The organism is Pseudomonas entomophila (genome assembly GCF_029478665.1).
Taxonomy (GTDB): domain Bacteria; phylum Pseudomonadota; class Gammaproteobacteria; order Pseudomonadales; family Pseudomonadaceae; genus Aquipseudomonas; species Aquipseudomonas entomophila_F.
This window is the reverse complement of the sequence record NZ_JARPQB010000023.1, coordinates 106,432-129,352: the sequence shown is the minus strand read 5'-3', so window position 1 is coordinate 129,352 and position 22,921 is coordinate 106,432. Positions and strand designations below refer to the sequence as shown.

Below are 22,921 nucleotides of genomic sequence, written 5' to 3'. Positions count from 1 at the left end.
GCGGCGCTCGACCTTGAGCGCGCTGCAAGGCGGACGGCGAATACATAGTCGCCAACACGCAGTCAAAAGCCCTGCGCCCAAAGACCTCGAATGGGGAAAAAGGGGACGGATTTGAATGGCACTTACTTAGGTGCATGTTCGGTTTTCGTTGCACTCAATGCGATTGCCTGGGAGCCGGCGCACCGCCCCCAGGCACCGCATGCTCAGTGCCTCATTCCCAACTCGGCATCATCCATCAACGCCTTGGCCAGCGCGCTCAGGTAGTACGATGCCCAGAGCAGTTGCGGCTTTTCTTCCATGATCCCGGCGATGGTCAGGTCGCGCACGCAGCCTATCAGCTCCGAGGCCTGGTCGCGGGCGTGCTGGCAGGGGATGCCGGGCTCGATGCAGAACAGCGGGTCGGTTTGGCCTTCGCCTTGGTAGAACTTGGTTTTGCCTGCTGTGGTGTTGGGGGTGGTGTTGTTTGTGGTCATTGTTTTTCTCCCTGAAGTGGTGGGGGCCTGGGCGGGCCCTTTCGCCAGCAAGGCTGGCTCCTACAGGTGAAACGCAGCCCCCTCGTAGGAGCCGGCCTTGCCGGCGAACAGGGCCCGCCAAGGCCTAGTGCAGTACCTGCACCTGGATCAACGCCGACTCGAGCAGCACGCGCAGCGATTCAACTTCGTGGATCGACGCCATCATCAGGATCGTGGCCGGTGATCTGGGCTGGGCGTGCACGGCCTGATGGGCCACGGTCAGCGCGCACAGGGCGTACTCGGTGGCCTGGATGAGGGTGTCTTCAAGGGAGTGAGGGTTGTGGGGTGGATCGGGGACAATCTTTAGCATTGGCTTGGCTCTCTCAAATGGGCCGCCCCCAACTGCTGTCAAACAAATGGGTGGCAGCTATACGTGGGTTGACAGACCGGTGAGAGAACCAAACCCGGCGCACACGAGGTGCCCCACGCACAGCCGCCATAGCGCGCAAGCCATGCGTCAGGTTCTCAGCGGCCTGTCAAAGCAGATCGCTGATTGTGCGGCGACCGCCCGAGACTAGAGGCCAACCCAGACCACCGCCATGGCTTGAAGAGCCTGGGAGTATGTTTGGGAAATGGACTACAGGAAAGCGGCTTAATCTGAATCTTTTAACTCGCGTTAAAGCCCACGACCCGCTCAACAGCCCCCCAGGAGCTCACTTCGTCGGCGTATAGCCACCCCTGCCACGCTGCGCCAGACCCCGTGATAGCGCTTAACCATCACCACAATAGCGAACGGTGGTTGTTCAAAAACCTGCGAAGTAGGACAATTATCGGCTTCACGTCCCAACCAGCGACCTTGCATGGCCTTTCTTGCACTTGGTATCAACCATAAGACTGCCTCGGTAGACGTACGCGAGCGCGTGGCGTTTACCCCGGAGCAGCTGGTGGACGCCCTGCAGCAGCTGTGCCGACTGACCGCCAGCCGCGAGGCGGCGATCCTGTCGACCTGCAACCGCAGCGAGCTCTACATCGAGCAGGACCACCTGGCCGCCGACGCCGTGCTGCAGTGGCTGGCCGACTATCACCAGCTGAGCCTCGACGAACTGCGCGCCAGCGCCTATATCCACGAAGAGCACGACGCGGTCCGGCACATGATGCGCGTGGCCTCGGGCCTCGATTCGCTGGTGCTCGGCGAGCCGCAGATCCTCGGCCAGATGAAGTCGGCCTACGCCGTGGCCCGCGAGGCCGGCACCGTCGGCCCGCTGCTGGGGCGCCTGTTCCAGGCCACCTTCAGCGCCGCCAAGCAGGTGCGCACCGACACCGCCATCGGCGAGAACCCGGTGTCGGTGGCGTTCGCCGCGGTGAGCCTGGCCAAGCAGATCTTCTCCGACCTGGGCCGCAGCCAGGCGCTGCTGATCGGCGCCGGCGAGACCATCACCCTGGTCGCCCGCCACCTGCACGAGCAGGGCGTGCGCCGCATCGTCGTCGCCAACCGCACGTTGGAGCGCGCCAGCATCCTGGCCGAGCAGTTCGGCGCCCATGCGGTGCTGCTGGCGGACATTCCGCAAGAGCTGGCCAACAGCGACATCGTCATCAGTTCCACCGCCAGCCAGTTGCCGATCCTCGGCAAGGGCGCGGTGGAAAGCGCGCTGAAGCAGCGCCGGCACAAGCCGATCTTCATGGTCGACATCGCCGTGCCGCGTGATATCGAGCCGCAGGTCGGCGAACTGGACGACGTCTACCTCTATACCGTCGACGACCTCCACGAAGTGGTGGCGGAAAACCTCAAGAGCCGCCAGGGCGCGGCCCAGGCCGCCGAAGAGCTGGTCTCGGCCGGCGCCGACGACTTCATGGTGCGCCTGCGCGAGCTGGCGGCGGTGGATGTGCTCAAGGCCTATCGCCAGCAAAGCGAGCGCCTGCGCGACGAAGAACTGCAAAAGGCCCTGCGCCTGCTGGGCAACGGCGGCAACCCCGAGGACGTGCTGATGCAACTGGCCCGGGGCCTGACCAACAAACTCCTGCACGCCCCCAGCGTGCAACTGAAAAAGCTCTCTGCCGAAGGCCGCCTCGATGCGCTGGCCATGGCCCAGGAACTCTTCGCCCTCCACGAGGGCTCGACGGACAAAACCCCGCAATGAAAGCGTCGCTGCTGAACAAACTGGACACGCTCCAGGACCGCTTCGAGGAACTCACCGCGCTGCTGGGTGATGCCGAAGTCATTTCCGACCAGACGCGCTTTCGCGCCTACTCCCGCGAGTACGCCGAAGTCGAGCCGGTGATTGCCTGCTATGTAGGCTGGCGCAAGGTTCAGGACGACCTCGAGGGCGCCCAGGCGCTGCTCAAGGACGCCGACCCCGACCTGCGCGAGATGGCCGTGGAGGAAGTGCGCGAAGCCAAGGAGCAACTGGTGGGCCTGGAGTCGCAGCTGCAGCGCATGCTGCTGCCCAAGGACCCCAACGACGGGCGCAACGTGTTCCTGGAAATCCGTGCCGGCACCGGTGGCGACGAGGCGGCGATCTTCTCCGGCGACCTGTTCCGCATGTACTCGCGCTATGCCGAGAAACGCGGCTGGCGCCTGGAGATCCTGTCTGAAAACGAAGGTGAGCACGGCGGCTACAAGGAGATCATCGCCCGGGTCGAGGGCGACAGCGTCTACGGCAAGCTGAAGTTCGAGTCCGGCGCCCACCGCGTGCAGCGCGTGCCCGAGACCGAATCCCAGGGCCGTATCCACACGTCGGCGTGCACCGTGGCGGTACTGCCCGAGCCCGACGAGCAGGTGGCCATCGAGATCAACCCCGCCGACCTGCGGGTGGACACCTACCGCGCTTCCGGCGCTGGCGGCCAGCACGTCAACAAGACCGACTCGGCCATCCGCATCACCCACTTGCCCACCGGCATCGTGGTCGAGTGCCAGGAAGAGCGTTCGCAGCACAAGAACCGCGCCCGGGCCATGTCCTGGCTGTCGGCCAAGCTCAACGACATGCAGACCAGCGCCGCGCAGAACGCCATCGCCAGCGAGCGCAAGCTGCTGGTGGGTTCGGGCGATCGCTCCGAGCGCATCCGCACCTACAACTATCCACAGGGCCGGGTCACCGACCACCGCATCAACCTGACGCTCTACTCGCTCGACGATATCCTCGCCGGTGGCGTGGACGCCGTGATCGAGCCGTTGCTGGCCGAATACCAGGCCGATCAACTGGCCGCCCTGGGGGACTGAATGACCATCATCGCCAGCCTGCTGCGCAACGCGCAGCTGCCGGATTCGCCGACCGAGCGGCTGGATGCCGAGCTGCTCCTGGCCGCCGCCCTGGGCAAGTCGCGCAGCTACCTGCACACCTGGCCCGAGCGCATCGTCAGCAGCGAGGCGGCCGAGCTGTTCGCCGGCTATCTCGAGCGCCGTCGTGCCGGTGAGCCGGTGGCCTACATCCTGGGCCAGCAGGGCTTCTGGAAGCTCGACCTGGAAGTGGCGCCGCATACGCTGATCCCGCGTCCGGACACCGAGCTGCTGGTGGAAACCGCGCTGGAGTTGGTGCCGGCCAAGCCGGCCCGCGTGCTGGACCTGGGCACCGGCACCGGGGCCATCGCCCTGGCGCTGGCCAGCGAGTGCCCGGCCTGGCAGGTGACCGCGGTGGACCGCATCGAAGAGGCCGTGGCCCTGGCTGAGCGCAACCGCCAGCGTCTTGGCCTGGGCAACGTCCAGGTACGTGCCAGCCACTGGTACGAAGCCCTCGAAGGCGAGCGCTTCGACCTGATTCTCAGCAACCCCCCTTACATTCGCGCCGCCGACCCACACCTGGTGGCTGGCGACGTACGTTTCGAGCCCAGCAGCGCCCTGGTGGCCGGTGAAGACGGGCTGGACGACCTGCGCGTGATCGTCGCCCAGGCCCCGCAATACCTGCTGCCTGGCGGCTGGTTGCTGCTCGAGCACGGCTACGACCAAGCCTCCGCAGTGCGCGAGCTGCTGACCGCCGGCGGCTTCGTCGACGTGGCCAGCCGTGTCGACCTGGGCGGCCATGAACGTATCAGCCTGGGGCGCCTGCCATGCTGAGCGACCAGGAGCTGCTGCGCTACAGCCGCCAGATCCTGCTGTCGCAGGTGGACATCGACGGCCAGCTGCGCCTGAAGCACGGCAAGGCCCTGGTGATCGGCCTCGGCGGCCTGGGCTCGCCGGTGGCGCTGTACCTGGCTGCGGCCGGTGTCGGCGAGCTGCACCTGGCCGATTTCGACACGGTCGACCTGACCAACCTGCAGCGCCAGGTCATCCACGACAGCGACAGCGTCGGCATGAGCAAGGTCGACTCGGCGATCAAGCGCTTGCAAGCGATCAACCCAGAGATCGCGCTGGTCGCCCATCGCCAGGCGCTGGACGAGGATTCGTTGGCCGCCGCAGTGGCCGCTGTCGATGTGGTGCTGGACTGCTCGGACAACTTCGCCACCCGCGAGGCGGTCAACGCCGCCTGCGTGGCATCCGGCAAGCCCCTGGTCAGCGGCGCGGCGATCCGCCTCGAAGGCCAGTTGTCGGTGTTCGACACCCGCCGTGACACCAGCCCTTGCTACCACTGCCTCTACGGCCATGGCAGCGAGGCCGAGCTGACCTGCAGCGAAGCCGGCGTGCTTGGCCCGCTGGTCGGCCTGGTCGGCAGCCTGCAGGCGCTCGAGGCGTTGAAGCTGCTGGCGGGCTTTGGTGAGCCGCTGGTGGGGCGGTTGTTGCTGATCGACGCGCTGGGCACGCGCATGCGCGAGCTGCGGGTCAAGCGCGACCCGGCCTGCACCGTGTGTGGCAACCGTCATGAGTGAGCGTTCGGCGCCGATCGGCGTGATGGACTCCGGGGTCGGCGGCCTTTCCGTGCTGGCCGAGATCCAGCGCCTGCTGCCCAACGAAACGCTTCTGTATGTGGCCGACAGCGGGCATGTGCCGTATGGCGAGAAGACACCGGACTATATCCGCCAGCGCTTGCGGCACATTGCCGGCTTCCTGCGTGAGCAGGGCGCCAAGGCCATGGTGCTGGCCTGCAACACGGCCACCGTGGCGACTGTCGCCGATCTGCGCGCGTTGTATCCGGACTGGCCGTTGGTGGGCATGGAGCCGGCGGTCAAGCCGGCGGCGGCGGCGACCCGCTCCGGCGTGGTCGGGGTGCTGGCCACCACCGGTACCTTGCAGAGTGCCAAGTTCGCCGCCTTGCTCGACCGTTTTGCCAGCGACGTGCGGGTAATCACCCAGCCGTGCCCCGGGCTGGTCGAGTGCATCGAGGCCGGCGATCTCAGCAGTCCGGCGCTGCGCCAACTGTTGGCGGGCTATGTGCAGCCGTTATTGGCGCAGGGGTGCGACACCTTGATCCTCGGTTGCACCCACTACCCCTTCCTGCGCCCGATGCTTGCGGACATGGTCCCGGCGGACGTGGCGATCATCGATACCGGCGCCGCCGTGGCGCGGCAGTTGCAACGCCTGCTGGGCGAGCGCGACTTGCTGGCCGAGGGGCCGGCGCGGGAAACCGCGTTCTGGACCAGCGCCGATCCGCAGAGCCTGAAGAAAATCCTGCCCTTGCTGTGGATGCAATCCGATCGCGTGCAAAGCCTCCCGCTCTGAAAGTTTGCGTTGAGGCTCTGGCCCGTGCGGCCCCTGTAGGAGCGGCTTTAGCCGCGATCACACCAGACACCGCGTCGCCTGCATCGCGGCTAAAGCCTACAGAGGACCCTGTGTAGCCAGTCCAGGTTAGCGGGGCAGCGGCCATAGATGGCTCGGGCACAGGGCCTCGAGCACCAGTTCCGGTTGGCGTTGGTCCAGGCGGGCCACCAGTTCGAGTGCCGCGCTCTGTGCTGTCCATTCCTCCGGGACCACCTGGGCGAGGGTCGCGGATTGCGGTGCCACCACGGTCAGGTCGATACCCAGGGCTTTCAAGGGGGCGCGCTGTTCACGCAACCATTGCGGCAGGCTGTTGCGCCCATCCGCAGGCTGTCGGGGGTCGAACAGCTGCTGGGCCGAGTAACGGCTGAGGATTGCCATCACCTGGGGTTTGTCGCCCTTGGCCAGCAAGGGCCCCGCGCCGGCAAGGGCATGCTCGGTGGCGCGCAGGTTGCTGCTGACGATCATCTCGAACAGCGCGGTGTCGGGCGTGTCGTCGGCGAGGTAGTCACAGACCCCGGCGTTGACGATCAAGCCGTCGAGCGTACCCCATTGGCGTTGCAGTTGCTGGCTGGCGACTTCAGCCTGAGCCCGGTCCTGAACCTGGCCAGGCATGCGCAGCAGGTGATCACCATGGCGCTGCGCAAGTGCGTCGAGTTCCTGGCTATCCCTGCCACTGGCGGCGACCCGGTGCCCTTGTTCGAGCAACCGTTCCACCAGGGCCAGCCCAAGTCCTTGGCTGGCCCCTGTCACCCAGAAACTGCGCGTAATGCTCAAGATGTTTTCCTCTGGTTCTGCCAGGTGGACAGCCCTTTGAAGGCCTCCAGTGCACGCTGGCGACTGCTGTCGAGATCGACGATCGGACTTGTGTAGTTGCTTGAGTAATAATTAGTAGCAAATAGGTCAGCAGATTTCACCGGTCGATGAATCGTTTTTTCGTCCATTTGCTGTAGTTCGGGCAGCCATTGGCGAATGAAGGTTCCCTTCGGGTCGAAGCGTTGTGACTGGGTGGTCGGATTGAAGATCCGGAAATAGGGCACCGCGTCCGTTCCGGTGGAGGCGCTCCACTGCCAGCCGCCGTTGTTGGCGGCCAGGTCGCCGTCGATCAGGTGGCGCATGAAATGGCGCTCGCCCTCGCGCCAGTCGATCAGCAGGTTCTTGCTGAGGAACATGGCGACGATCATGCGCAGGCGGTTGTGCATCCAGCCCGTGTCCAGCAACTGACGCATGGCGGCATCGATGATCGGAAAGCCGGTCCGTCCCTGTTTCCAGGCCTCCAGGTCGTCCGGCGCGTCACGCCACGGCAAGGCCTCGGTATGGACACGGAATGCGCGGTGCCGCGAGACCTGTGGATAACCCACCAGGATGTGTTTGTAGAACTCCCGCCACAGCAGTTCGTTCACCCAGGTCTGCACCCCGGCGTTGCCGCTGTCGAACTCGCCGTGATTGCTGGCCAGCGCCGCGTGCAGGCATTGCCGGGGCGAGATGACGCCGGCCGCCAGGTAGGGCGAGAGCTGACTGGTGCCCGCCTTGGCGGGCAGGTCGCGCAGTTGCGGGTAGTCGTCGACGGTTTCGTCGATGAAGCGCGACAGCCGCCGCTGGGCTTCTTCTTCGCCGGCCGGCCAATGGTCGCGCAGGGATTGTGGGGGGACGGCGAAGCCATCGAGCTGATCCGGGACGGGATCGCTGGCGATGTCGAGGGGGGCTTGGCATCGTGGCCGTTGTACTCGCGCGGGCAGGCTGCGGTGCAGGTGTTCGAGGCAGACGCGTTTGAATTGGCTGAACACCTGGAAGTACTGGCCGCCACGGGTCAGCACGCTGCCCGGCTTGAACAGCAACTGATCGAGATAGGCGTGGGTGGAAATCCCGGACTGCTCCAGCAGGGCGCGCGTTTCGCTGTCGCGCAGGGATTCATTGACGCCGTACTCTTCGTTCCAGTGCACGGTGTCGATCCGGTGCTCGCGGCAGGTATCGAGCAGCACCTGGGGCACTGCCTGCCAGGTGTCGGTGGTGCGCACCAGCAGGGGTATGTTCAAGGTTGCCAGGGCCTGGCGCAGCAGGCGCAGGTTGCGTAGCCAGAAATCCACCTTGCAGGCGGCGTCGTCATGGCGTTGCCATTGGCCAGGGCTGGCAATCCAGAGCGCCACGGTCGGGCCACCCTGGCTGGCGGCCGAGAGCGCGGTGTTGTCGTCGAGGCGCAGGTCGCTGCGCAGCCAGATCAGTTGCATGGGCATTCGGGCCTGTGGTGGACGGTCACGGTTGCTGAAGCAGGCGCAGGGCCGCCTGAGGGCTGTCGAACAGATGCAGGTGAGGCAGTGCCAGTGCCTGCAACTCCGCCTCGAACAGGCCTATGGCGCTGCCGCCTGCCAGTGTGTTCACACCGATATCCCGCAATGCCCGCGACAGGGCGGGCAGTTCCGGGCGGCGCCCAAGGTGCAGCAGCAATGCACAGGGTTGCAGCAGCTCCACGGCCTGGCGCAGTTGCCGAGGTTCGACCGGCCATTCGAGAATTTCCAGCGGCTGGCCACTGCTGCTCAGCAGCCAGGCGCAGAGCCAGAATTCGGCGTCGAAGGGTGTATCGTCGGTGCGGGCGAGCAGCACGCAGGGGCCGGCCAGTGAATGGCTGTCGTGGTAGACCCGCGCGCCCAGCTTGCTACGTAGCCAGGTATGAAAGAACACCTGCTCCAGGCGCGCGTCGAAATGCGCTTGCCAGCGCTGGGCGAGGGCGTCCAGCAGGGGCAGGAACAGGCGCTCGCAGACGGTCACGGCGGGGTACAGCGCCATTGCCTGGTTCAGCAACTGGTCCAGTTGGCGCTGGGCGAGGCGGGCGATGGCGCCGATCATCTGTTCGATGCGCTCGCCCCATTCGCCCTGCACGGTGGTCGTGGGGTCGGCGGCCTTGTCCAGCAGTTCGCGCACCTGGCTTACCGCCGCGCCCCGTTCGAGCCAGCGCAGCACGGCTTGCACCCGCTGCACCTGGTCCTGTGGATAAAGTCGATGCCCCTTGGGCGTGCGCTGGGGCTTGATCAGGCCGTAGCGGCGCTCCCAGGCACGCAGGGTGACCGGGTTGACGCCGGTCAACCGCGCCACTTCGCCGATGGGCAGCAGGTCTTCAGATAGCATTGCGTAGTCCGAGGGTTTCCGGGTGGGGTTGCAGGTAGGCCTGCTGCATCAGGTAAGGGGCCGGGTGGTTGCGCAGGTGGTGCTTGAGCAGGGTCAGGGGCACCACCAGTGGCACCACGCCTTTCTGGTATTGGCCGATGACCGCCTGCAACTCGAGCTTGTCCGCTTGCTTGAGGTCGTTGCGCAGGTAGCCGCTCAGGTGCTGCAGCACGTTGCCATGGGTGCCGCGGCTGGCGCAGCGACGCAGTGCCTGCATCAGCTGGCTGAAGTAGCGTGGGCCGATCTGCTCAGGGGCATCGTCGCGGGTCATGCTGCCCAACAGCCGGCCCAGGCTGCGATAGGCCTGTGGGTTGTGGGCCATCAGCAGGTACTTGTAGCGTGCGTGGAAGCGGATCAGCGCGCCACGACTGAGCCCTTCGCTCAGCAAGCCCTGCCAGTCGGCGTAGGCGTAGACGCGGGTGATGAAGTTTTCCCGCAGTACCGGGTCGTGAAGGCGCCCCTCTTCCTCGACGGGCAGGTCGGGGCGTTGGCCGCAGAACGCCGACGCATAGGCACCGCGCCCGCCCAAGTGAGGAGGGCGACCGTCATCCTGGTACACCTTGACCCGCTCCAGGCCGCACGAAGGCGATTTCTGCATGAACACGTAGCCGCAGATGTCATCGAGTTCGCCTGCCATCTGCTCGCCGTATGCACGCAGCGGTCCAGCCAGATCGGTGGTGGTGTCGCGGCTGCCGGTGACGGCGGGATGATCCGGGTCGCCTACCAGACGAATGGCTTCGCGGGGCACACCGAGACCAATGGCGACTTCCGGACAGACCGGCACCCACTCGAAATGCTCGTCGAGCAGGTCGCGACACAGGTCGGAACGCTTGTGGCCGGCGTTGTAGCGCACGTTATGCCCGATCAGGCAGGCGCTGATGGCCAGGCGTGGCTTGCCGCTGGGAGCGGATGGGTTCATTGCGGACTCCAGAATAACTTGTACATAAGGCTCGGCTTGTACAGGTTTATTCCAGCACATTTACAAACTTATACAAGTACTACTTTTTGTATAAGTTTGCCGTTCCCGCTAATCCAGGTGTTCCAGCAAGCGCCTGGCGGCTTCCTGGCCACTGAGCCAGGCACCTTCGACGCGACCGGACAGGCACCAGTCGCCACAGGCGTAAAGGCCTTGGTCGGCATCGGCGAGAGCGCCCCATTCATGGTTGCCGGTAGGGCGGGCATACAGCCAGCGGTGGGCGACGGCGAAGGAGGGAGGGGGTACCGCGCAGCCGACCAGCTCGGCGAACTGACCGCGCAACTGCTCGATCACCTCTTCCTTGGACAGGTCGATATGGTGCTTGCTCCAGTTCGAGGTGGCGTGCAGCACCCAGGTGTCGAGCTGTTCCTCGCGGCCAGGCTTGCTGCGATTGCGTGCCAGCCAGTCGAGCGGGTTGTCCTGCACGAAGCAACCTTGCATGGGGGTGTCCAATGGACTCTCGAAGCCCAGGGCGATGGCCCAGGTTGGCTCCATCTGCACCCCGGCGGCCACCGCCGCGAGTTTGGGCGTGGCCGCCAGCAGGGGCGTGGCCTGGGGCGCCGGCACGGCAATCACCACGCGGCTGAACGGGCCATGGCTGCAGCCTTCGGTGTCCTGCAGGTGCCAGTACTGCTTGCCGCGGAAGACTTCAGCGATGCGGCAGCCGAAATTCACCGTGACGTCCTTGAGCAGGCCTCGGGTGATCGCGCTCATGCGCGGCACGCCGACCCAGCGGATCTGCTCGTCGGGGGAGGGGGTGAGTTCACCATCGCGATAGTTGTACAGCTGGGGTTTCCATTGCGCGGCCCAGCCGGCAGCGACCCACTGCTGCACCTGCTCGACGAAACGCCGGTCGCGGGCGGTGAAGTACTGGGCGCCCAGGTCGAGCGCGCCGACCTCGCTGCGCTTGCTGGCCATGCGCCCGCCACTGCCGTGGCCCTTGTCGAACAGGTGGACGGTCTGCCCGGCCTTCTGCAGGGCCTGGGCGGCAGACAGGCCGGCGATACCGGCACCAATGATGGCAATTGGAACAGTCATGATGGCCTCTTCGAACCGTGCTGTGTGCAGCCTACGCTGCTCGGCAAACCTGTACAATGCACAATGTTTGTATAAGGTTATTCCGCTCGATAGGACAGGTTCGCCTATGTTTATCCGAGAGCGTATGGTCAAAAAAGTGCCTTGATCTTAAAAATAGACCACGGCCGCCAACTGTGAGGACACAGCCATGCATATATTGCTGACCGGCGGTACCGGCCTCATTGGCCAGCACCTGTGCCAGCTCTGGCGCGGCCAGGGCCATCGCCTGACCGTGTGGAGCCGAACCCCCGAACAGGTGCCGAAACGCTGCGGCACGGGTGTACGTGGTGTCGCCCGCCTGGACGATATCGCCCAGGACGATCCGCTGGATGCGGTGATCAACCTGGCGGGCGCGCCGATCGCAGATCGTCCCTGGACGGCCGCGCGACGGACCTTGCTGTGGGCTAGCCGCGTGACCCTCACCGAACAGTTGCTGGCCTGGTTGGAAAGCCGCGAACAACGCCCTGCCGTTCTGATCTCGGGCTCCGCCGTGGGCTGGTACGGCGATGGCGGCGAGCGTGAACTGACCGAGGCTTCGCCACCTGTGAAGGAAGACTTCGCCAGCCAACTGTGCATTGCCTGGGAAGAGACCGCTTGCCGCGCGCAGGCTCTCGGGATTCGCGTGGTACTGGTGCGCACAGGGCTGGTGCTGGCCAGTGACGGCGGCTTTTTGTCGCGTCTGCGCCTGCCGTTCAAGCTGGGGCTGGGCGGGCCGTTGGGCGATGGCCGGCAATGGATGCCCTGGGTCCATATAGAAGACCAGGTCGCCCTGATTGATTTTCTCTTGCGGCACAACGAGGCGAGCGGTCCTTATAATGCCTGCGCGCCAGAGCCTGTGCGCAATCGCGAGTTCGCCAGGCGCCTGGGCCGTGCGCTGCACCGCCCGGCATTCATGCCGATGCCGGCGTTGTTGCTCAAGGCCGGGCTGGGCGAGCTGTCGACGCTGCTGCTCGGTGGCCAGCGCGCGCGCCCCGTGCGCCTGCTGGCGGCAGGCTTCACGTTCCGCTTCAACGATCTGCAATCGGCCCTGGACGACCTGTCCAGGCGCCTCTGACATAGGACGCTGCATGACCGATCATGCCCTGCTGCTGGTCAACCTGGGTTCGCCGGCCTCCACTTCGGTGGCTGACGTGCGCCGTTACCTCAACCAGTTCCTCATGGACCCTTACGTGATCGACCTGCCCTGGCCGGTGCGGCGGTTGCTGGTGTCGCTGATCCTGATCAAGCGCCCGGAGCAGTCGGCCCATGCCTATGCCTCGATCTGGTGGGACGAAGGCTCGCCGCTGGTGGTGCTGACCCGCCGTCTGCAAGCCGCGATGGTCGAGCACTGGCCCCACGGGCCGGTGGAAATCGCCATGCGCTACGGTGAGCCGGCCCTGCCGGACGTGCTCGAACGCCTGGCGGCCCAGGGCGTACGCAAGGTGACGCTGGCGCCGCTGTATCCACAGTTCGCCGACAGCACAGTGAGCACAGTGGTGGAACTGGCGAAGCACACCATCACCGAGCGCAAGCTGCCACTGCAGACGCGCACCCTGCAACCGTTCTACGACCACCCCGACTATATCGAGGCGCTGGCCGCCAGTGCCCGGCCGTACCTGACACAAGACTACGATCACTTGCTGCTGAGTTTTCACGGTTTGCCCGAACGCCACCTGAAGAAGCTCGACCCTACCGGCAATCACGACTTCCAGGCCGCCGATTGCTGCAAGGACGCAAGCGCCGAGGTGCGTGCGGTGTGCTACCGCGGCCAGTGCCTGGCCACGGCCAAGGCGTTCGCGCAGAAGATGGGCATTCCTGACGGCAAGTGGTCGGTGTCGTTCCAGTCGCGCCTGGGGCGCGCCAAATGGATCGAGCCCTACACCGAGACGCGCCTGGACGAACTGGGCAAGGCCGGGGTGAAGAAGTTGCTGGTGATGTGCCCGGCGTTCGTCGCCGATTGCATCGAGACGCTGGAGGAGATCGGCGATCGGGGCAAGGAGCAGTTCATCGAGGCAGGCGGCAAAGAGCTGGTGCTGGTGCCGTGCCTGAATGATCACCCGGAGTGGGTGAGGGTGTTGGCGGGGATGTGCGAGAAGGCCTGAGAAACTTGCCCGGCTTTGAATCGAGGGGCTGCTTTGCAGCCCTCTCGCGGCACAAGGCCGCTCCTACAGGGGACCGCGATCGTCTGTAGGAGCGGCCTTGTGCCGCGAAAGGGCCGCAAGGCGGCCCCAGGACTTCAATGAAGGATCAGTGCAACTGATCGTCCAGCTTCTTGTTTTTCCAGCCATCGTTGCCGGGCAGGATCAGGTTCAGGGCAATGGCCACGATGGCGCACAGGGCGATGCCCTTCAGGCCCCAGTCGTCCGGGCCATCACCGCTGCCAATCAGCACGCCGCCGATACCGAACACCAGGGTCACCGAGACGATCACCAGGTTGCGCGCTTCGGCCAGGTCGATCTTGTGGCGGATCATGGTGTTCATGCCCACCGCCGCGATCGAGCCGAACAGCAGGCAGAGAATGCCACCCATCACCGGTACCGGAATGCTCTGCAGCAGCGCGCCGAACTTGCCGATGAAAGCCAGGGTGATGGCGAACACCGCCGCCCAGGTCATGATCTTCGGGTTGTAGTTCTTGGTCAGCATCACCGCGCCGGTGACTTCGGCGTAGGTGGTGTTGGGCGGGCCACCGAACAGGCCGGCGGCGGTGGTGGCCAGCCCATCACCCAGCAGGGTGCGGTGCAGGCCGGGCTTCTTCAGGTAGTCGCGACCGGTCACGCTACCCACCGCAATCACCCCGCCGATATGCTCGATCGCTGGCGCCAGGGCCACCGGAACGATGAACAGGATCGCCTGCCAGTTGAATTCCGGCGCGGTGAACTTGGGCAGTTCCAGCCAGGGCGCGGCGGCGATCTTGGCGGTATCGACCACGCCAAAGGCGAACGACAGGGCAAAGCCTACCAGTACGCCGGAGATGATCGGCACCAGGCGGAAGATGCCCTTGCCGAACACGGCCACGATCAAGGTGGTCAGCAACGCCGGCATGGAGATCATCATCGCGGTCTGGTACGGCATCAGTACGCTGCCGTCACCGGCCTTGCCCATGGCCATGTTGGCGGCAATCGGCGCCATGGCCAGGCCGATGGAGATGATCACCGGGCCGATCACTACCGGTGGCAGCATGCGGTCGATGAAGCCGGTGCCCTTGATCTTCACCATCAGGCCCATGAAGGTGTAGACGAAGCCGGCGGCCATCACCCCGCCCATGGTCGCGGCCAGGCCGAACTGGCCCTTGGCGAGGATGATCGGGGTAATGAAGGCGAAGCTCGAAGCGAGGAACACCGGGACCTGGCGGCCGGTCACCAGCTGGAACAGCAAGGTGCCGAGGCCGGCGGTGAACAGCGCCACATTGGGGTCGAGGCCGGTGATCAGCGGCATCAGTACCAGCGCGCCGAATGCCACGAAGAGCATCTGCGCGCCCGAGACGACCTGGCGCCAGAGCGGGTCGTTGAAGCCGTCCTGCATGATCAGGCGTCCTTCTGCTTGGTGCCGAAGATCTTGTCGCCGGCATCGCCCAGGCCGGGGACGATGTAACCGTGCTCATTCAGGCGCTGGTCGATCGATGCGGTGTAGATCCGCACGTCCGGGTGGGCTTTTTCCACCACTTCGATGCCTTCGGGGGCGGCTACCAGCACCATGGCGCGGATTTCCTTGCAGCCGGCCTTTTTCAGCAGGTCAATGGTGGCGACCATCGAGCCACCGGTGGCCAGCATCGGGTCGATGATCAGGGCCAGGCGCTGGTTGATGTCCGGCGCGAGCTTTTCCAGGTAGGTGTGGGCTTCCAGGGTTTCTTCGTTGCGGGCAACGCCCACGGCACTGACCTTGGCGCCCGGGATCAGGCTGAGCACGCCGTCGAGCATGCCGATGCCGGCGCGCAGGATCGGCACCACGGTGATCTTCTTGCCGGCGATTTTCTCGACCTGCACCTTGCCGCACCAGCCGTCGATCTCGTAAGTTTCGAGTGGCAGGTCCTGGGTGGCTTCGTAGGTCAGGAGGGCGCCGACTTCCTGGGCGAGTTCGCGAAAATTCTTGGTGCTGATATCGGCACGGCGCATCAGGCCGAGCTTATGGCGGATCAGCGGATGGCGGATCTCACGAGTAGGCATGGGGGGAGGGCTCCGGGAGGCGGGCAAAAAAACCGCGCTAGGTTAATCTATTCAGTCCCTGATGTCGTGCAGTCATTGTGCACGTTAGTCCATAAAGGCTTGATCTGGGACGAGCGGATGCGTACCTTTTCCCGCTTTTCCAAAACGCACCCCCTGGAGAGCGCCATGTCCGCCGATCTCGAGCATATCCGTCAAGTGATGCGCGAGGCTGATTGCCTGTACAACGAAGCCGAGGTCGAGGCCGCCATCGCCGAGGTCGGCAAACAGATCTGCCAGGACCTGCACGATAAGAACCCGGTGGTCTTCTGCGTGATGAACGGCGGCCTGATCTTCTCCGGCAAGCTGCTCACCCACCTGCAGTTCCCGCTGGAAGCCTCCTACCTGCACGCCACCCGCTACCGCAACACCACCAGTGGTGGCGAGCTGTTCTGGAAGGCCAAGCCGGAAGTGTCGTTCATCGACCGTGACGTGCTGATCGTCGATGACATCCTCGACGAAGGCCACACCCTGAGCGCCATCATCGAGTTCTGCAAGCACGCCGGCGCCCGCGCGGTACACACCGCCGTGCTGATCGACAAGGATCATGATCGCAAGGCCAGCCCGGACCTGAAGGCCACCTACTCCGGCTTGCCGTGCGTGGACCGCTACATCTTCGGCTACGGCATGGACTACAAGGGCTACTGGCGCAACGCCAACGGTATCTTCGCCGTCAAGGGGTTGTGATCATGCGCCAGCCGGGGTTCCTCGATCAGTCGTTGTTCACCGCGCTGGCAGAGCGTGCTACTTCCAGCCCGCGTGGGCGCCAGAACCACAACTTCCATGGTATGGAGGAGCCATGCCATCGCATGGCCGTGGGCCTGCAGCCGCGTACCTACATCCAGCCCCATCGTCACTTGAGCGATGACAAGGCCGAGACGTTGATCGTGCTGAGGGGGCGCCTGGGCTTGCTGATCTTCGATGACCGGGGTGCCGTGATCGACAAGCGTGTACTCGAGGCCGGAGGGGAATGCCTGGGCGTCGACCTCGCGCCAGGTGTTTTCCATGGCCTGGTGGTACTGGAAGACGACAGCATCATGTTCGAATGCAAGGCAGGGCCGTATCGTCCGGTCGGTGAGGGTGAGTTGGCTGAATGGGCGCCTCGCGACGGTGATGCCGGCGTTGCCGAGTACCACGCCTGGATGTGCGCGCAGTTCGCCTGACTGAATGGCCGCTCCTGGGAGCGGGCTTGCCCCGCGACAGGGGCCATGCGTAGAGTGCCTGCTCATACCAAGGAGCCTCACATGCGTGCAATCGTCCCCCTCCTGCTGGCGGTGAGCCTTCCGCTCTCGGCCGCTCCGCTGCACAGCCAGTTCCTCCCCCCCGACGACCTGTCCCTGCGCCAGGAAGCGCCGACCAGCCAGCAATTGTTGCAGGTCACCGACTACACCGTGGTGGTGGGTACCCAGCGCCAGTCCGACCAGCAACCCATTCCGATCACGTCTTCCTTGCAGATGCGCCTGAAAGGCAAGCCGTTGAGCAAGGGCTCGACCATCGGCCAGGTGCTGATCAATTTCGATGGAGAAGGTGGCAAGAGCCTGAAAAAGCCGGTTTATGACGACAACAGCCGCACCCTGACCCTCAACTATCCGATGGCGGACTACCGGGTGATCATGGACCTGCTGCGCAACGAAACCCTGTATGTGCAGTTCCTCACCTACACCAATGGCCACGTCTGGGCCGACTTGCACACCGGTACCGTACGTACGCGTTGAGGCTCGCAGGTTTCGAGGGGTACACTGCCGGCCTTCGAATTACCGTGATGGTCCAGTTGGAGTCGGCGATGCGCAAAGACAAGAAACAAGTGATTGGTGACGAGATCAGCGACGAGTACATCAAGTCGTTCCTGCAGTTCGAGCCGGCCGATGGCCTCACCTCGCCATCGCATCACAAGCTGATCAAGGGCTATCGCGGCCTGCGTGTCGATGACTTCGAACGCTATGTGGGGTTCTTCGTCGCGGCCGGCTATGACCTGGATGGCAAGGACGAGCACGGCAAGACCTTCGTCGAGGCGATCGCCGACCAGCGCAATGCGCCGGAGTACATCGAGATCATCGACAACGCCCGCGGTTGAATCAGCTCGTTCGACGTTTCCTGTAGGAGCGGCCTTGTGCCGCGAAAGGGTCGCGAAGCGGCCCCGGATTGATGCCTTGCCTCAACACTCAACATCGCTGGGGCTGCTTCGCAGCCCTTTCGCGGCACAAGGCCGCTCCTACAAATAGAAATGCGGGGGTTGGGGAACAGGCACAAAAAAACGCCCCGAGGGGCGTTTTTTCGTTTCAGCCGGTTCAGGCGTAATGCTGCTTGGCCGGGCTGCTGTCCACCAGGTCCAGCGCCACGTCGTTGTCGGCGCTGATCTTGTGGTACAGGGCGGCGTCGGTGGCCAGGACCTTCTCGCGGGCCGGGAAGATTTCCTTGAGCTTGGCAGCCCAGGCACCCTTGGCCTGCTCGGGGAAGCAGCGCTCGATCAGCTCGAGCATGATCGACACGGTCACCGAGGCGCCTGGCGAAGCGCCAAGCAGGGCGGCCAGGCTGCCGTCCTCGGCCGCCACCAGTTCGGTGCCGAACTGCAGGATGCCGCCTTTCTTCGGGTCCTTCTTGATGATCTGCACGCGCTGGCCGGCCACTTCCAGGCGCCAGTCCTCGGCTTTCGCTTGCGGGTAGAAGCGGCGCAGCGATTCCAGGCGTTGCTCCATCGACTGCATCACTTCGCTGACCAGGTACTTGGTCAGGTCCATGTTGTCGCGGGCCACGGCCAGCATCGGGCCGATGTTGCCCATGCGCACCGACAGCGGCAGGTCCATGAGCGAGCCGTGCTTGAGGAACTTGGTGGTGAAGCCGGCATACGGGCCGAACAGCAGCGAGGTGTTGCCATCGACCACGCGGGTGTCCAGGTGCGGGACCGACATCGGTGGCGCGCCGACCGCGGCCTGGCTGTAGACCTTGGCCTGGTGCTGCTTGACGATTTCCGGGTTGTCGCAACGCAGCCATTGGCCGCTGACCGGGAAGCCACCGAAGCCCTTGCTCTCCGGGATGCCGGACAGTTGCAGCAGGGGCAGGGCCGCGCCGCCGGCGCCGAGGAAGACGAAGCGGGCGTCGACTTCACGGCTGCCGCCGCTGTTGACGTCCTTGATGCTCACGGTCCAGCCGCTGCCGTTGCGGCGCAGGCCGACGACTTTCTTGCTGTACTTGACCTGGGTATCCGGGCTGTTGCCCAGTTGCTTGAGCAGCTTGTTGGTCAGGGCGCCGAAGTTGACGTCGGTACCCTTCATCACGCGGGTGGCGGCAATGCGCTGGTCGGCCGGGCGGCCCGGCATCATCAGCGGCATCCACTCGTTCATCACGGCCTTGTCTTCGGTGTATTCCATGTCCGCGAAGGCGTGGTGCTGCTTGAGCAGCTCGAAGCGCTTCTTGAGGAAGGAAATACCCTTGTCACCCTCGACATAGCTCAGGTGCGGCACCGGGTTGATGAAGGCGCGGGGCGAGCCGAAGCCGCCTTTTTTGCTGAGATAGGCCCAGAACTGACGCGATACCTCGAACTGGGTGTTGATGTGCACGGCCTTCTTGATATCGATGCTGCCATCGGCGGCCTGCGGGGTATAGTTCAGCTCGCACAGGCCGGCATGGCCGGTACCGGCGTTGTTCCAGGGGTTGGAACTCTCCGCGGCCCCGGAGTCCATCGCCTCGACGACCTCCAGCTTGATCGACGGGTCGAGCTCCTTGAGCAGTACGGCCAGGGTGGCACTCATGATGCCCGCGCCTACCAGTACCACATCAACCGATTCGTTCTGCGCCATTTAACGCGTCTCCACAATCTACAGCACCTAATTGACAGCATAGGAACCCTGGGGTCGCCAGGATCGCCATGTCCGACTCTTCGCAGTTCTTGCAACTCCAGCGGACACCGCCAACCAGTCTTGGGTGTTCAGGTATTGAACGCCGTTTGCCACGGGTGCGGCAATTCGACTTATGGTCAAGGGGCCCGTCGTGCGTTATGGATCGGCCTCAGGCTCCTATCCTGCAGGAGCATTTGCGCCGTCTGCTCAGGGCTGTTTGTGAATCATCTGCCGCTTTTGCACATGCCAGACTGTTCATTTGCTCGCCACACTCTCGTGAAGTTGTGAAAAACCATTTTTTCACGCTCTTTTGGAGTCGTGAACCTCAAAAGTGGACTGCGCGATGGCAACCCGCAGGTTCATGCGAAGCAGAAGGCCGGAAACAGCAGGCACGACAGCCAATGCAAGACCTGAGTGGAAGGCTCTCTGTGGGCGAAGCGTCGAGGGTGCCGGGGTCAATCGGCGAATGCGGGGCCCGATCAGGAGACGTCCTTATAATCGGGGGGAGATTATAACGAGGTCGCGGGCAGAAAGGTCATGCTTCTTGGGTTTTTATTGCAGCGTTTGTCAGGCAGACAGGGTGCGTTGCTGCCAACGACGCCTTGCAGGGGTGCAAAGGCGGGCGCTGGCTGGCAGCGGTTGGCCCAGCCAACCCAGGTGCGCCTCGTTGACCTGGACCCAGCCGCTGCCGATTGGTGGCAGGCTGCACTGCTTGAAGCCCAGGCAGATGCCGTCACTGTCGAGACGGGCGTAGGTGGCGTGGCGCGGGCGTTGCAGGAGCAGGTTCCAGAACAGGTTCATGGCGGACGGTCCTGTGTGTTCGGGCTGGTGCCAGCATAGCGCGCGGGCCATGAAACCATTGTGACAGGCGGGAAAGGCCGATGGCTGGCCTGTGGCGCGCTGGGTATACTGTGGGCCTTTGCCGCTTTTTCTGGAGAAACGCGCATGTTGCAACGTCTGTTGGTCGGTTTGTTCGCGGTAGCCAGCCTGAGCCTGGCCGGTTGTGCCCACAGCCCGCAACAACTCAGCCCGCAACCCAAGCTAACGCAACAGTTGGCCCCAGTCGGCCACGGCCAACCGGTGGTGGTCAAGGTGGTCGACGGGCGTGCCTCGCAGTCGCTGGGTACCCGGGGTGGCATGTACCCCGAGACCAGCACCATCACCGTCAATGGCAACGACGTCGTGCCCAAGTTGCAGGCCCAGGCCGAGGCGGCGGTGCGCCTGCTCGGCTTCACCCCGACCCCCAACGCCTACAACGCGCCGCAGCTGACCGTGACGCTGGCTGAACTGAAATATCAGTCGCCCAAGGACAAGATGTACGTGACCGAGGCGACCATCGGCGCCACCTTCCGTGCCGACGTGTCGAATGCCAACCGTCGCTACAGCGGCCGTTACGGTGCCTCGCTGGACCAGCGCTTCGGCATGGCGCCGAACCAGGAAACCAACACCAAGCTGGTCAGCGACGTGCTCAGCGATGCCCTGACCCGCCTGTTCAAGGACCCGACCGTTGGTCAGGTGCTGGGCGAGTAAGGCGGTTGCAATGAAGAAAACCCGCCGCCTGTGATCAGGCGGCGGGTTTTTTGTTGGCTATACCGACCTGTTCGCCGGCAAGGCCGGCTCCTACAGGTGTGGCGCTGGTCTTGAGGCAATGCAGATCAGGCGGCCAGCACATTGAAGTCCAGCAGGCTGATCCCGGTCTGCGCATCGACCTCCGGCAGGTCATGGTGGGCATGGCCGCCCAGCGCGCAGTAGACCAGCCACTGGCGGTCCTGGACATTGATGGCGAAGCCGTCGATCAGCGCCTGCTGTTCGTCGCTCTGGGCCACGAGGTAGAGGCGGTCCTGGTTTTCGGCGTGCAGCATGACAAGCTCCGGTTCGGTTGAAGGCCGACAGGGTGGCCTGTCCTGATGACGAGCGTGTGACAGATGAAATTTACCGCAGCTGGTCGCAAAGTCGGGGCGGTGTTCGTGGGCTTGGGTAGAATGCCGGGCTTTGCCGTCGTGATACCGAGGTCGCGCAATGTCGTTGCAAGTGCTCTGGGGCTTCCTGGCCGCCCATCCCGCCAAGCTGATCAACCTGTTGGCCCTGCTGGTCACCTGCCCGGGCGGCCTGTTGCTGCACAGTGCCCGGCGCCGGGCGAGCATGGCCCGCGAAAGCCTGGCGGTGGATGAAGGGCTGGTGGATGCCTTCGACCTGCGCGTGCCGCGCTACTACTACATTCTCGGGTTCTCGTGCCTGGCGATGGCGTTGCTGTTGTCCTGGTTCAGCACCTGGATCTGAACGCAACGCACCCACCGTAGGAGCCAGCCTTGCTGGCGAATCGTTCGCTCACCACCGATGATAAGCGGCATTCGCCAGCAAGGCTGGCTCCTACAGATAGAGGCGGTCAGACCACCGTGGCCTGCTGCCTGACCTGGTACTGATTGCGCACCGGTGTCGCGTACTGCTGCACCAGGTATGGTTGGTGCTCCACCGGGCAGGCGTCCAACCGGCGTTGCCACTCTTCCTTCGCCTTGGCCAGCTCATCGGCCGGGAACAGCGTCTCGGCGCCCGGCACTTCCAGCGCCGCGTCCTTCTCTGCCCACATTGCATAGGCCAGGTAGTGCACCGGGAACAACCGGTAGCCGCCGAGAATCTGCCGATCGATGGCCTGCGCCAATTGCTTGGTGTCCTCGTGGTACTCGGTCACCGGGGGCGCGAAGTTGATGTGCACCCGCCCTTTGTAGCCGGTGATGCCCTGGGCGATGCTGTTGTCATCCTCGCCCGGTGCCTTCTTGTAGGTGCCGGTGGTCGCGCGGATGTACAGCTCGCGGGCCTTGGCCTGGTCGCAGGGGTCGTATTCGTAGCTGATCGACACCGGAATCAGGTTCAGGCTCTGGATTACCGCGCCGAACGGCTCGTCCTTGCGGCTCATGTGGAACATTTTGAGAATGGCCGAGTCGGTGCGGTCGTCACCGTCCTTGGCGCGGCCCTCGGCCTGGGCGATCCAGATCGACGCGCCGTCGTTGCGGATCGAGTGGTTGATGTAGGCCGACAGCAGCTGGTAGGCCGCCAGCTTCTCGCGACGGCCGCTGATCGAGCGGTGCACGATGAAGCTCTTGTTCAGGCGCATCATGTCGCTGACGAACGGCTTTTGCAGCAGGTTGTCGCCGATGGCGATGCGTGGTGTCGGCAGGCCGGCGTGGTACACCGCGTAGTTGACGAAGGCCGGGTCCATGACGATATCGCGGTGGTTGGCCAGGAACAGGTAGGCGGTACCGGACTTGAGCTGTTCGACGCCGGTGTAGGTGACACCGTCGGTGGCGCGGTCGATGGTCCGGTCGACGTAGTACTCGACTTTATCCTGCAGCGTGGCGACGCACTGCACGCCCGCGAACTCCTGGCGCAGGCGCCGGGCGATCAGCGGTTTGAGCAGCCAGCCGAAGGCGCCCGCCGCGCGCGGGAAGCGGAAGTGGGTGAGGATATCGAGGAATGCCGGGTCGCTGAGCAGGCGTGCCAGAACGGCAGGCACTTCAGCGTCGTCGTACGGTCGGATGGCATCGAATTCGCCCATCATGCTCTCTTGTTGGAAACGGCTAGGGTAATAAGGTAGGGGTGGGGCCCGAAAAACGGCTCGG

At 64.4% G+C, this 22,921-nt stretch carries 26 protein-coding genes; 13 read left to right on the top strand and 13 right to left on the bottom strand.

The genetic code is table 11. From position 1 onward, the window contains the following. Window positions 1-203: 203 nt before the first annotated feature. Together P5705_RS13855 and P5705_RS13850 are read right to left on the bottom strand one after the other, a co-directional pair. Window positions 204-473 (bottom strand): DUF3077 domain-containing protein, encoded by a 270-nt coding sequence (locus P5705_RS13855; protein WP_277461387.1) that lies wholly within the window; start codon window positions 471-473, stop codon window positions 204-206. A gap of 124 nt (window positions 474-597) precedes the next feature. Continuing rightward, complete coding sequence (locus tag P5705_RS13850) at window positions 598-822, bottom strand: hypothetical protein (RefSeq protein ID WP_277461386.1); 225 nt, start codon at window positions 820-822, stop codon at window positions 598-600. Window positions 823-1,312: 490 nt separating this feature from the next. Between P5705_RS13850 and hemA the strand changes: the two genes are divergently transcribed. The 5 genes from hemA to murI are packed head-to-tail and all read left to right on the top strand — an operon-like array spanning window position 1,313 to window position 6,039. Then, window positions 1,313-2,590: a glutamyl-tRNA reductase gene (gene hemA / locus P5705_RS13845; RefSeq protein WP_213659576.1), complete on the top strand. Its 1,278-nt coding sequence runs from the start codon at window positions 1,313-1,315 to the stop codon at window positions 2,588-2,590. Further along, window positions 2,587-3,669, top strand: coding sequence for a peptide chain release factor 1 (prfA, locus tag P5705_RS13840; RefSeq protein WP_011532211.1), 1,083 nt, complete (start codon window positions 2,587-2,589; stop codon window positions 3,667-3,669). The genes hemA and prfA overlap by 4 nt, the downstream gene beginning before the upstream one ends. Further along, window positions 3,670-4,500 carry a peptide chain release factor N(5)-glutamine methyltransferase gene (gene prmC, locus P5705_RS13835; protein WP_277461385.1) on the top strand — a complete coding sequence of 277 codons (831 nt, stop codon included), beginning with the start codon at window positions 3,670-3,672 and terminating at the stop codon, window positions 4,498-4,500. It abuts the gene before it with no gap. Further along, a complete protein-coding gene (locus P5705_RS13830) occupies window positions 4,494-5,249 on the top strand; it encodes a molybdopterin-synthase adenylyltransferase MoeB (protein ID WP_277461384.1) in 756 nt (251 codons plus the stop codon). Before prmC ends, P5705_RS13830 begins: the two co-directional genes overlap by 7 nt. After that, window positions 5,242-6,039 (top strand): glutamate racemase, encoded by a 798-nt coding sequence (gene murI, locus P5705_RS13825; protein WP_277461383.1) that lies wholly within the window; start codon window positions 5,242-5,244, stop codon window positions 6,037-6,039. Before P5705_RS13830 ends, murI begins: the two co-directional genes overlap by 8 nt. Before the next feature lie 126 nt (window positions 6,040-6,165). Here the strand turns inward: murI and P5705_RS13820 are convergent, their stop codons facing one another. The 5 genes from P5705_RS13820 to P5705_RS13800 all read right to left on the bottom strand — a co-directional run bounded on the left by P5705_RS13820 (window position 6,166) and on the right by P5705_RS13800 (window position 11,251). After that, window positions 6,166-6,852 (bottom strand): SDR family oxidoreductase, encoded by a 687-nt coding sequence (locus P5705_RS13820; RefSeq protein ID WP_277461382.1) that lies wholly within the window; start codon window positions 6,850-6,852, stop codon window positions 6,166-6,168. After that, complete coding sequence (gene phrB / locus P5705_RS13815) at window positions 6,849-8,303, bottom strand: deoxyribodipyrimidine photo-lyase (RefSeq protein ID WP_277461381.1); 1,455 nt, start codon at window positions 8,301-8,303, stop codon at window positions 6,849-6,851. Before phrB ends, P5705_RS13820 begins: the two co-directional genes overlap by 4 nt. Before the next feature lie 25 nt (window positions 8,304-8,328). Beyond that, window positions 8,329-9,198 (bottom strand): MerR family transcriptional regulator, encoded by an 870-nt coding sequence (locus P5705_RS13810; RefSeq protein WP_277461380.1) that lies wholly within the window; start codon window positions 9,196-9,198, stop codon window positions 8,329-8,331. Then, the gene (locus P5705_RS13805; protein WP_277461379.1) at window positions 9,188-10,156 is read right to left on the bottom strand and encodes a YbgA family protein; all 969 of its coding nucleotides are present in this window, start codon (window positions 10,154-10,156) and stop codon (window positions 9,188-9,190) included. The genes P5705_RS13810 and P5705_RS13805 overlap by 11 nt, the downstream gene beginning before the upstream one ends. Before the next feature lie 108 nt (window positions 10,157-10,264). Then, window positions 10,265-11,251 carry an NAD(P)/FAD-dependent oxidoreductase gene (locus tag P5705_RS13800; protein ID WP_277461378.1) on the bottom strand — a complete coding sequence of 329 codons (987 nt, stop codon included), beginning with the start codon at window positions 11,249-11,251 and terminating at the stop codon, window positions 10,265-10,267. A 187-nt stretch (window positions 11,252-11,438) separates the two neighbouring features. On the opposite strand from P5705_RS13800, the gene P5705_RS13795 reads away from it, so the two are divergent. Further along, window positions 11,439-12,344: a TIGR01777 family oxidoreductase gene (locus tag P5705_RS13795; protein WP_277461377.1), complete on the top strand. Its 906-nt coding sequence runs from the start codon at window positions 11,439-11,441 to the stop codon at window positions 12,342-12,344. A 13-nt stretch (window positions 12,345-12,357) separates the two neighbouring features. After that, entirely contained in the window at window positions 12,358-13,371 is a 1,014-nt protein-coding gene (hemH, locus tag P5705_RS13790; RefSeq protein ID WP_277461376.1) for a ferrochelatase, read from the top strand. A gap of 145 nt (window positions 13,372-13,516) precedes the next feature. On the opposite strand, the gene P5705_RS13785 is transcribed toward hemH, so the two are convergent. Both P5705_RS13785 and upp read right to left on the bottom strand, forming a co-directional pair. Beyond that, complete coding sequence (locus P5705_RS13785) at window positions 13,517-14,791, bottom strand: uracil-xanthine permease family protein (RefSeq protein ID WP_011532222.1); 1,275 nt, start codon at window positions 14,789-14,791, stop codon at window positions 13,517-13,519. A 2-nt stretch (window positions 14,792-14,793) separates the two neighbouring features. Further along, window positions 14,794-15,432 carry a uracil phosphoribosyltransferase gene (gene upp / locus P5705_RS13780; protein WP_277461375.1) on the bottom strand — a complete coding sequence of 213 codons (639 nt, stop codon included), beginning with the start codon at window positions 15,430-15,432 and terminating at the stop codon, window positions 14,794-14,796. A 165-nt stretch (window positions 15,433-15,597) separates the two neighbouring features. Between upp and P5705_RS13775 the strand changes: the two genes are divergently transcribed. From P5705_RS13775 to P5705_RS13760, 4 genes are all read left to right on the top strand, one after another. Continuing rightward, window positions 15,598-16,155, top strand: a complete 558-nt coding sequence (locus P5705_RS13775) for a hypoxanthine-guanine phosphoribosyltransferase (RefSeq protein WP_277461374.1) — start codon at window positions 15,598-15,600, stop codon at window positions 16,153-16,155. A gap of 2 nt (window positions 16,156-16,157) precedes the next feature. Beyond that, window positions 16,158-16,631, top strand: coding sequence for a WbuC family cupin fold metalloprotein (locus tag P5705_RS13770; RefSeq protein ID WP_277461373.1), 474 nt, complete (start codon window positions 16,158-16,160; stop codon window positions 16,629-16,631). A gap of 81 nt (window positions 16,632-16,712) precedes the next feature. Continuing rightward, entirely contained in the window at window positions 16,713-17,183 is a 471-nt protein-coding gene (locus P5705_RS13765; protein WP_277461372.1) for a hypothetical protein, read from the top strand. Window positions 17,184-17,251: 68 nt separating this feature from the next. Further along, a complete protein-coding gene (locus tag P5705_RS13760; RefSeq protein WP_277461371.1) occupies window positions 17,252-17,542 on the top strand; it encodes a PA4642 family protein in 291 nt (96 codons plus the stop codon). Between the two features lie 214 nt (window positions 17,543-17,756). On the opposite strand, the gene mqo is transcribed toward P5705_RS13760, so the two are convergent. Both mqo and P5705_RS13750 read right to left on the bottom strand, forming a co-directional pair. Then, window positions 17,757-19,265, bottom strand: a complete 1,509-nt coding sequence (mqo, locus tag P5705_RS13755) for a malate dehydrogenase (quinone) (RefSeq protein ID WP_277461370.1) — start codon at window positions 19,263-19,265, stop codon at window positions 17,757-17,759. A 606-nt stretch (window positions 19,266-19,871) separates the two neighbouring features. Next, window positions 19,872-20,105 (bottom strand): hypothetical protein, encoded by a 234-nt coding sequence (locus P5705_RS13750; protein WP_277461369.1) that lies wholly within the window; start codon window positions 20,103-20,105, stop codon window positions 19,872-19,874. Window positions 20,106-20,249: 144 nt separating this feature from the next. Between P5705_RS13750 and P5705_RS13745 the strand changes: the two genes are divergently transcribed. Continuing rightward, window positions 20,250-20,834: a YajG family lipoprotein gene (locus P5705_RS13745; RefSeq protein WP_011532230.1), complete on the top strand. Its 585-nt coding sequence runs from the start codon at window positions 20,250-20,252 to the stop codon at window positions 20,832-20,834. Between the two features lie 125 nt (window positions 20,835-20,959). Here the strand turns inward: P5705_RS13745 and P5705_RS13740 are convergent, their stop codons facing one another. Further along, window positions 20,960-21,166, bottom strand: a complete 207-nt coding sequence (locus P5705_RS13740; RefSeq protein ID WP_213659593.1) for a hypothetical protein — start codon at window positions 21,164-21,166, stop codon at window positions 20,960-20,962. Between the two features lie 157 nt (window positions 21,167-21,323). Here P5705_RS13740 and P5705_RS13735 point away from each other — a divergent pair, with 157 nt between their 5' ends. Further along, window positions 21,324-21,584 (top strand): hypothetical protein, encoded by a 261-nt coding sequence (locus tag P5705_RS13735; RefSeq protein ID WP_252090258.1) that lies wholly within the window; start codon window positions 21,324-21,326, stop codon window positions 21,582-21,584. A gap of 106 nt (window positions 21,585-21,690) precedes the next feature. On the opposite strand, the gene P5705_RS13730 is transcribed toward P5705_RS13735, so the two are convergent. Continuing rightward, entirely contained in the window at window positions 21,691-22,857 is a 1,167-nt protein-coding gene (locus tag P5705_RS13730; RefSeq protein WP_277461368.1) for a 1-acyl-sn-glycerol-3-phosphate acyltransferase, read from the bottom strand. Between the last annotated feature and the right edge of the window lie 64 nt (window positions 22,858-22,921).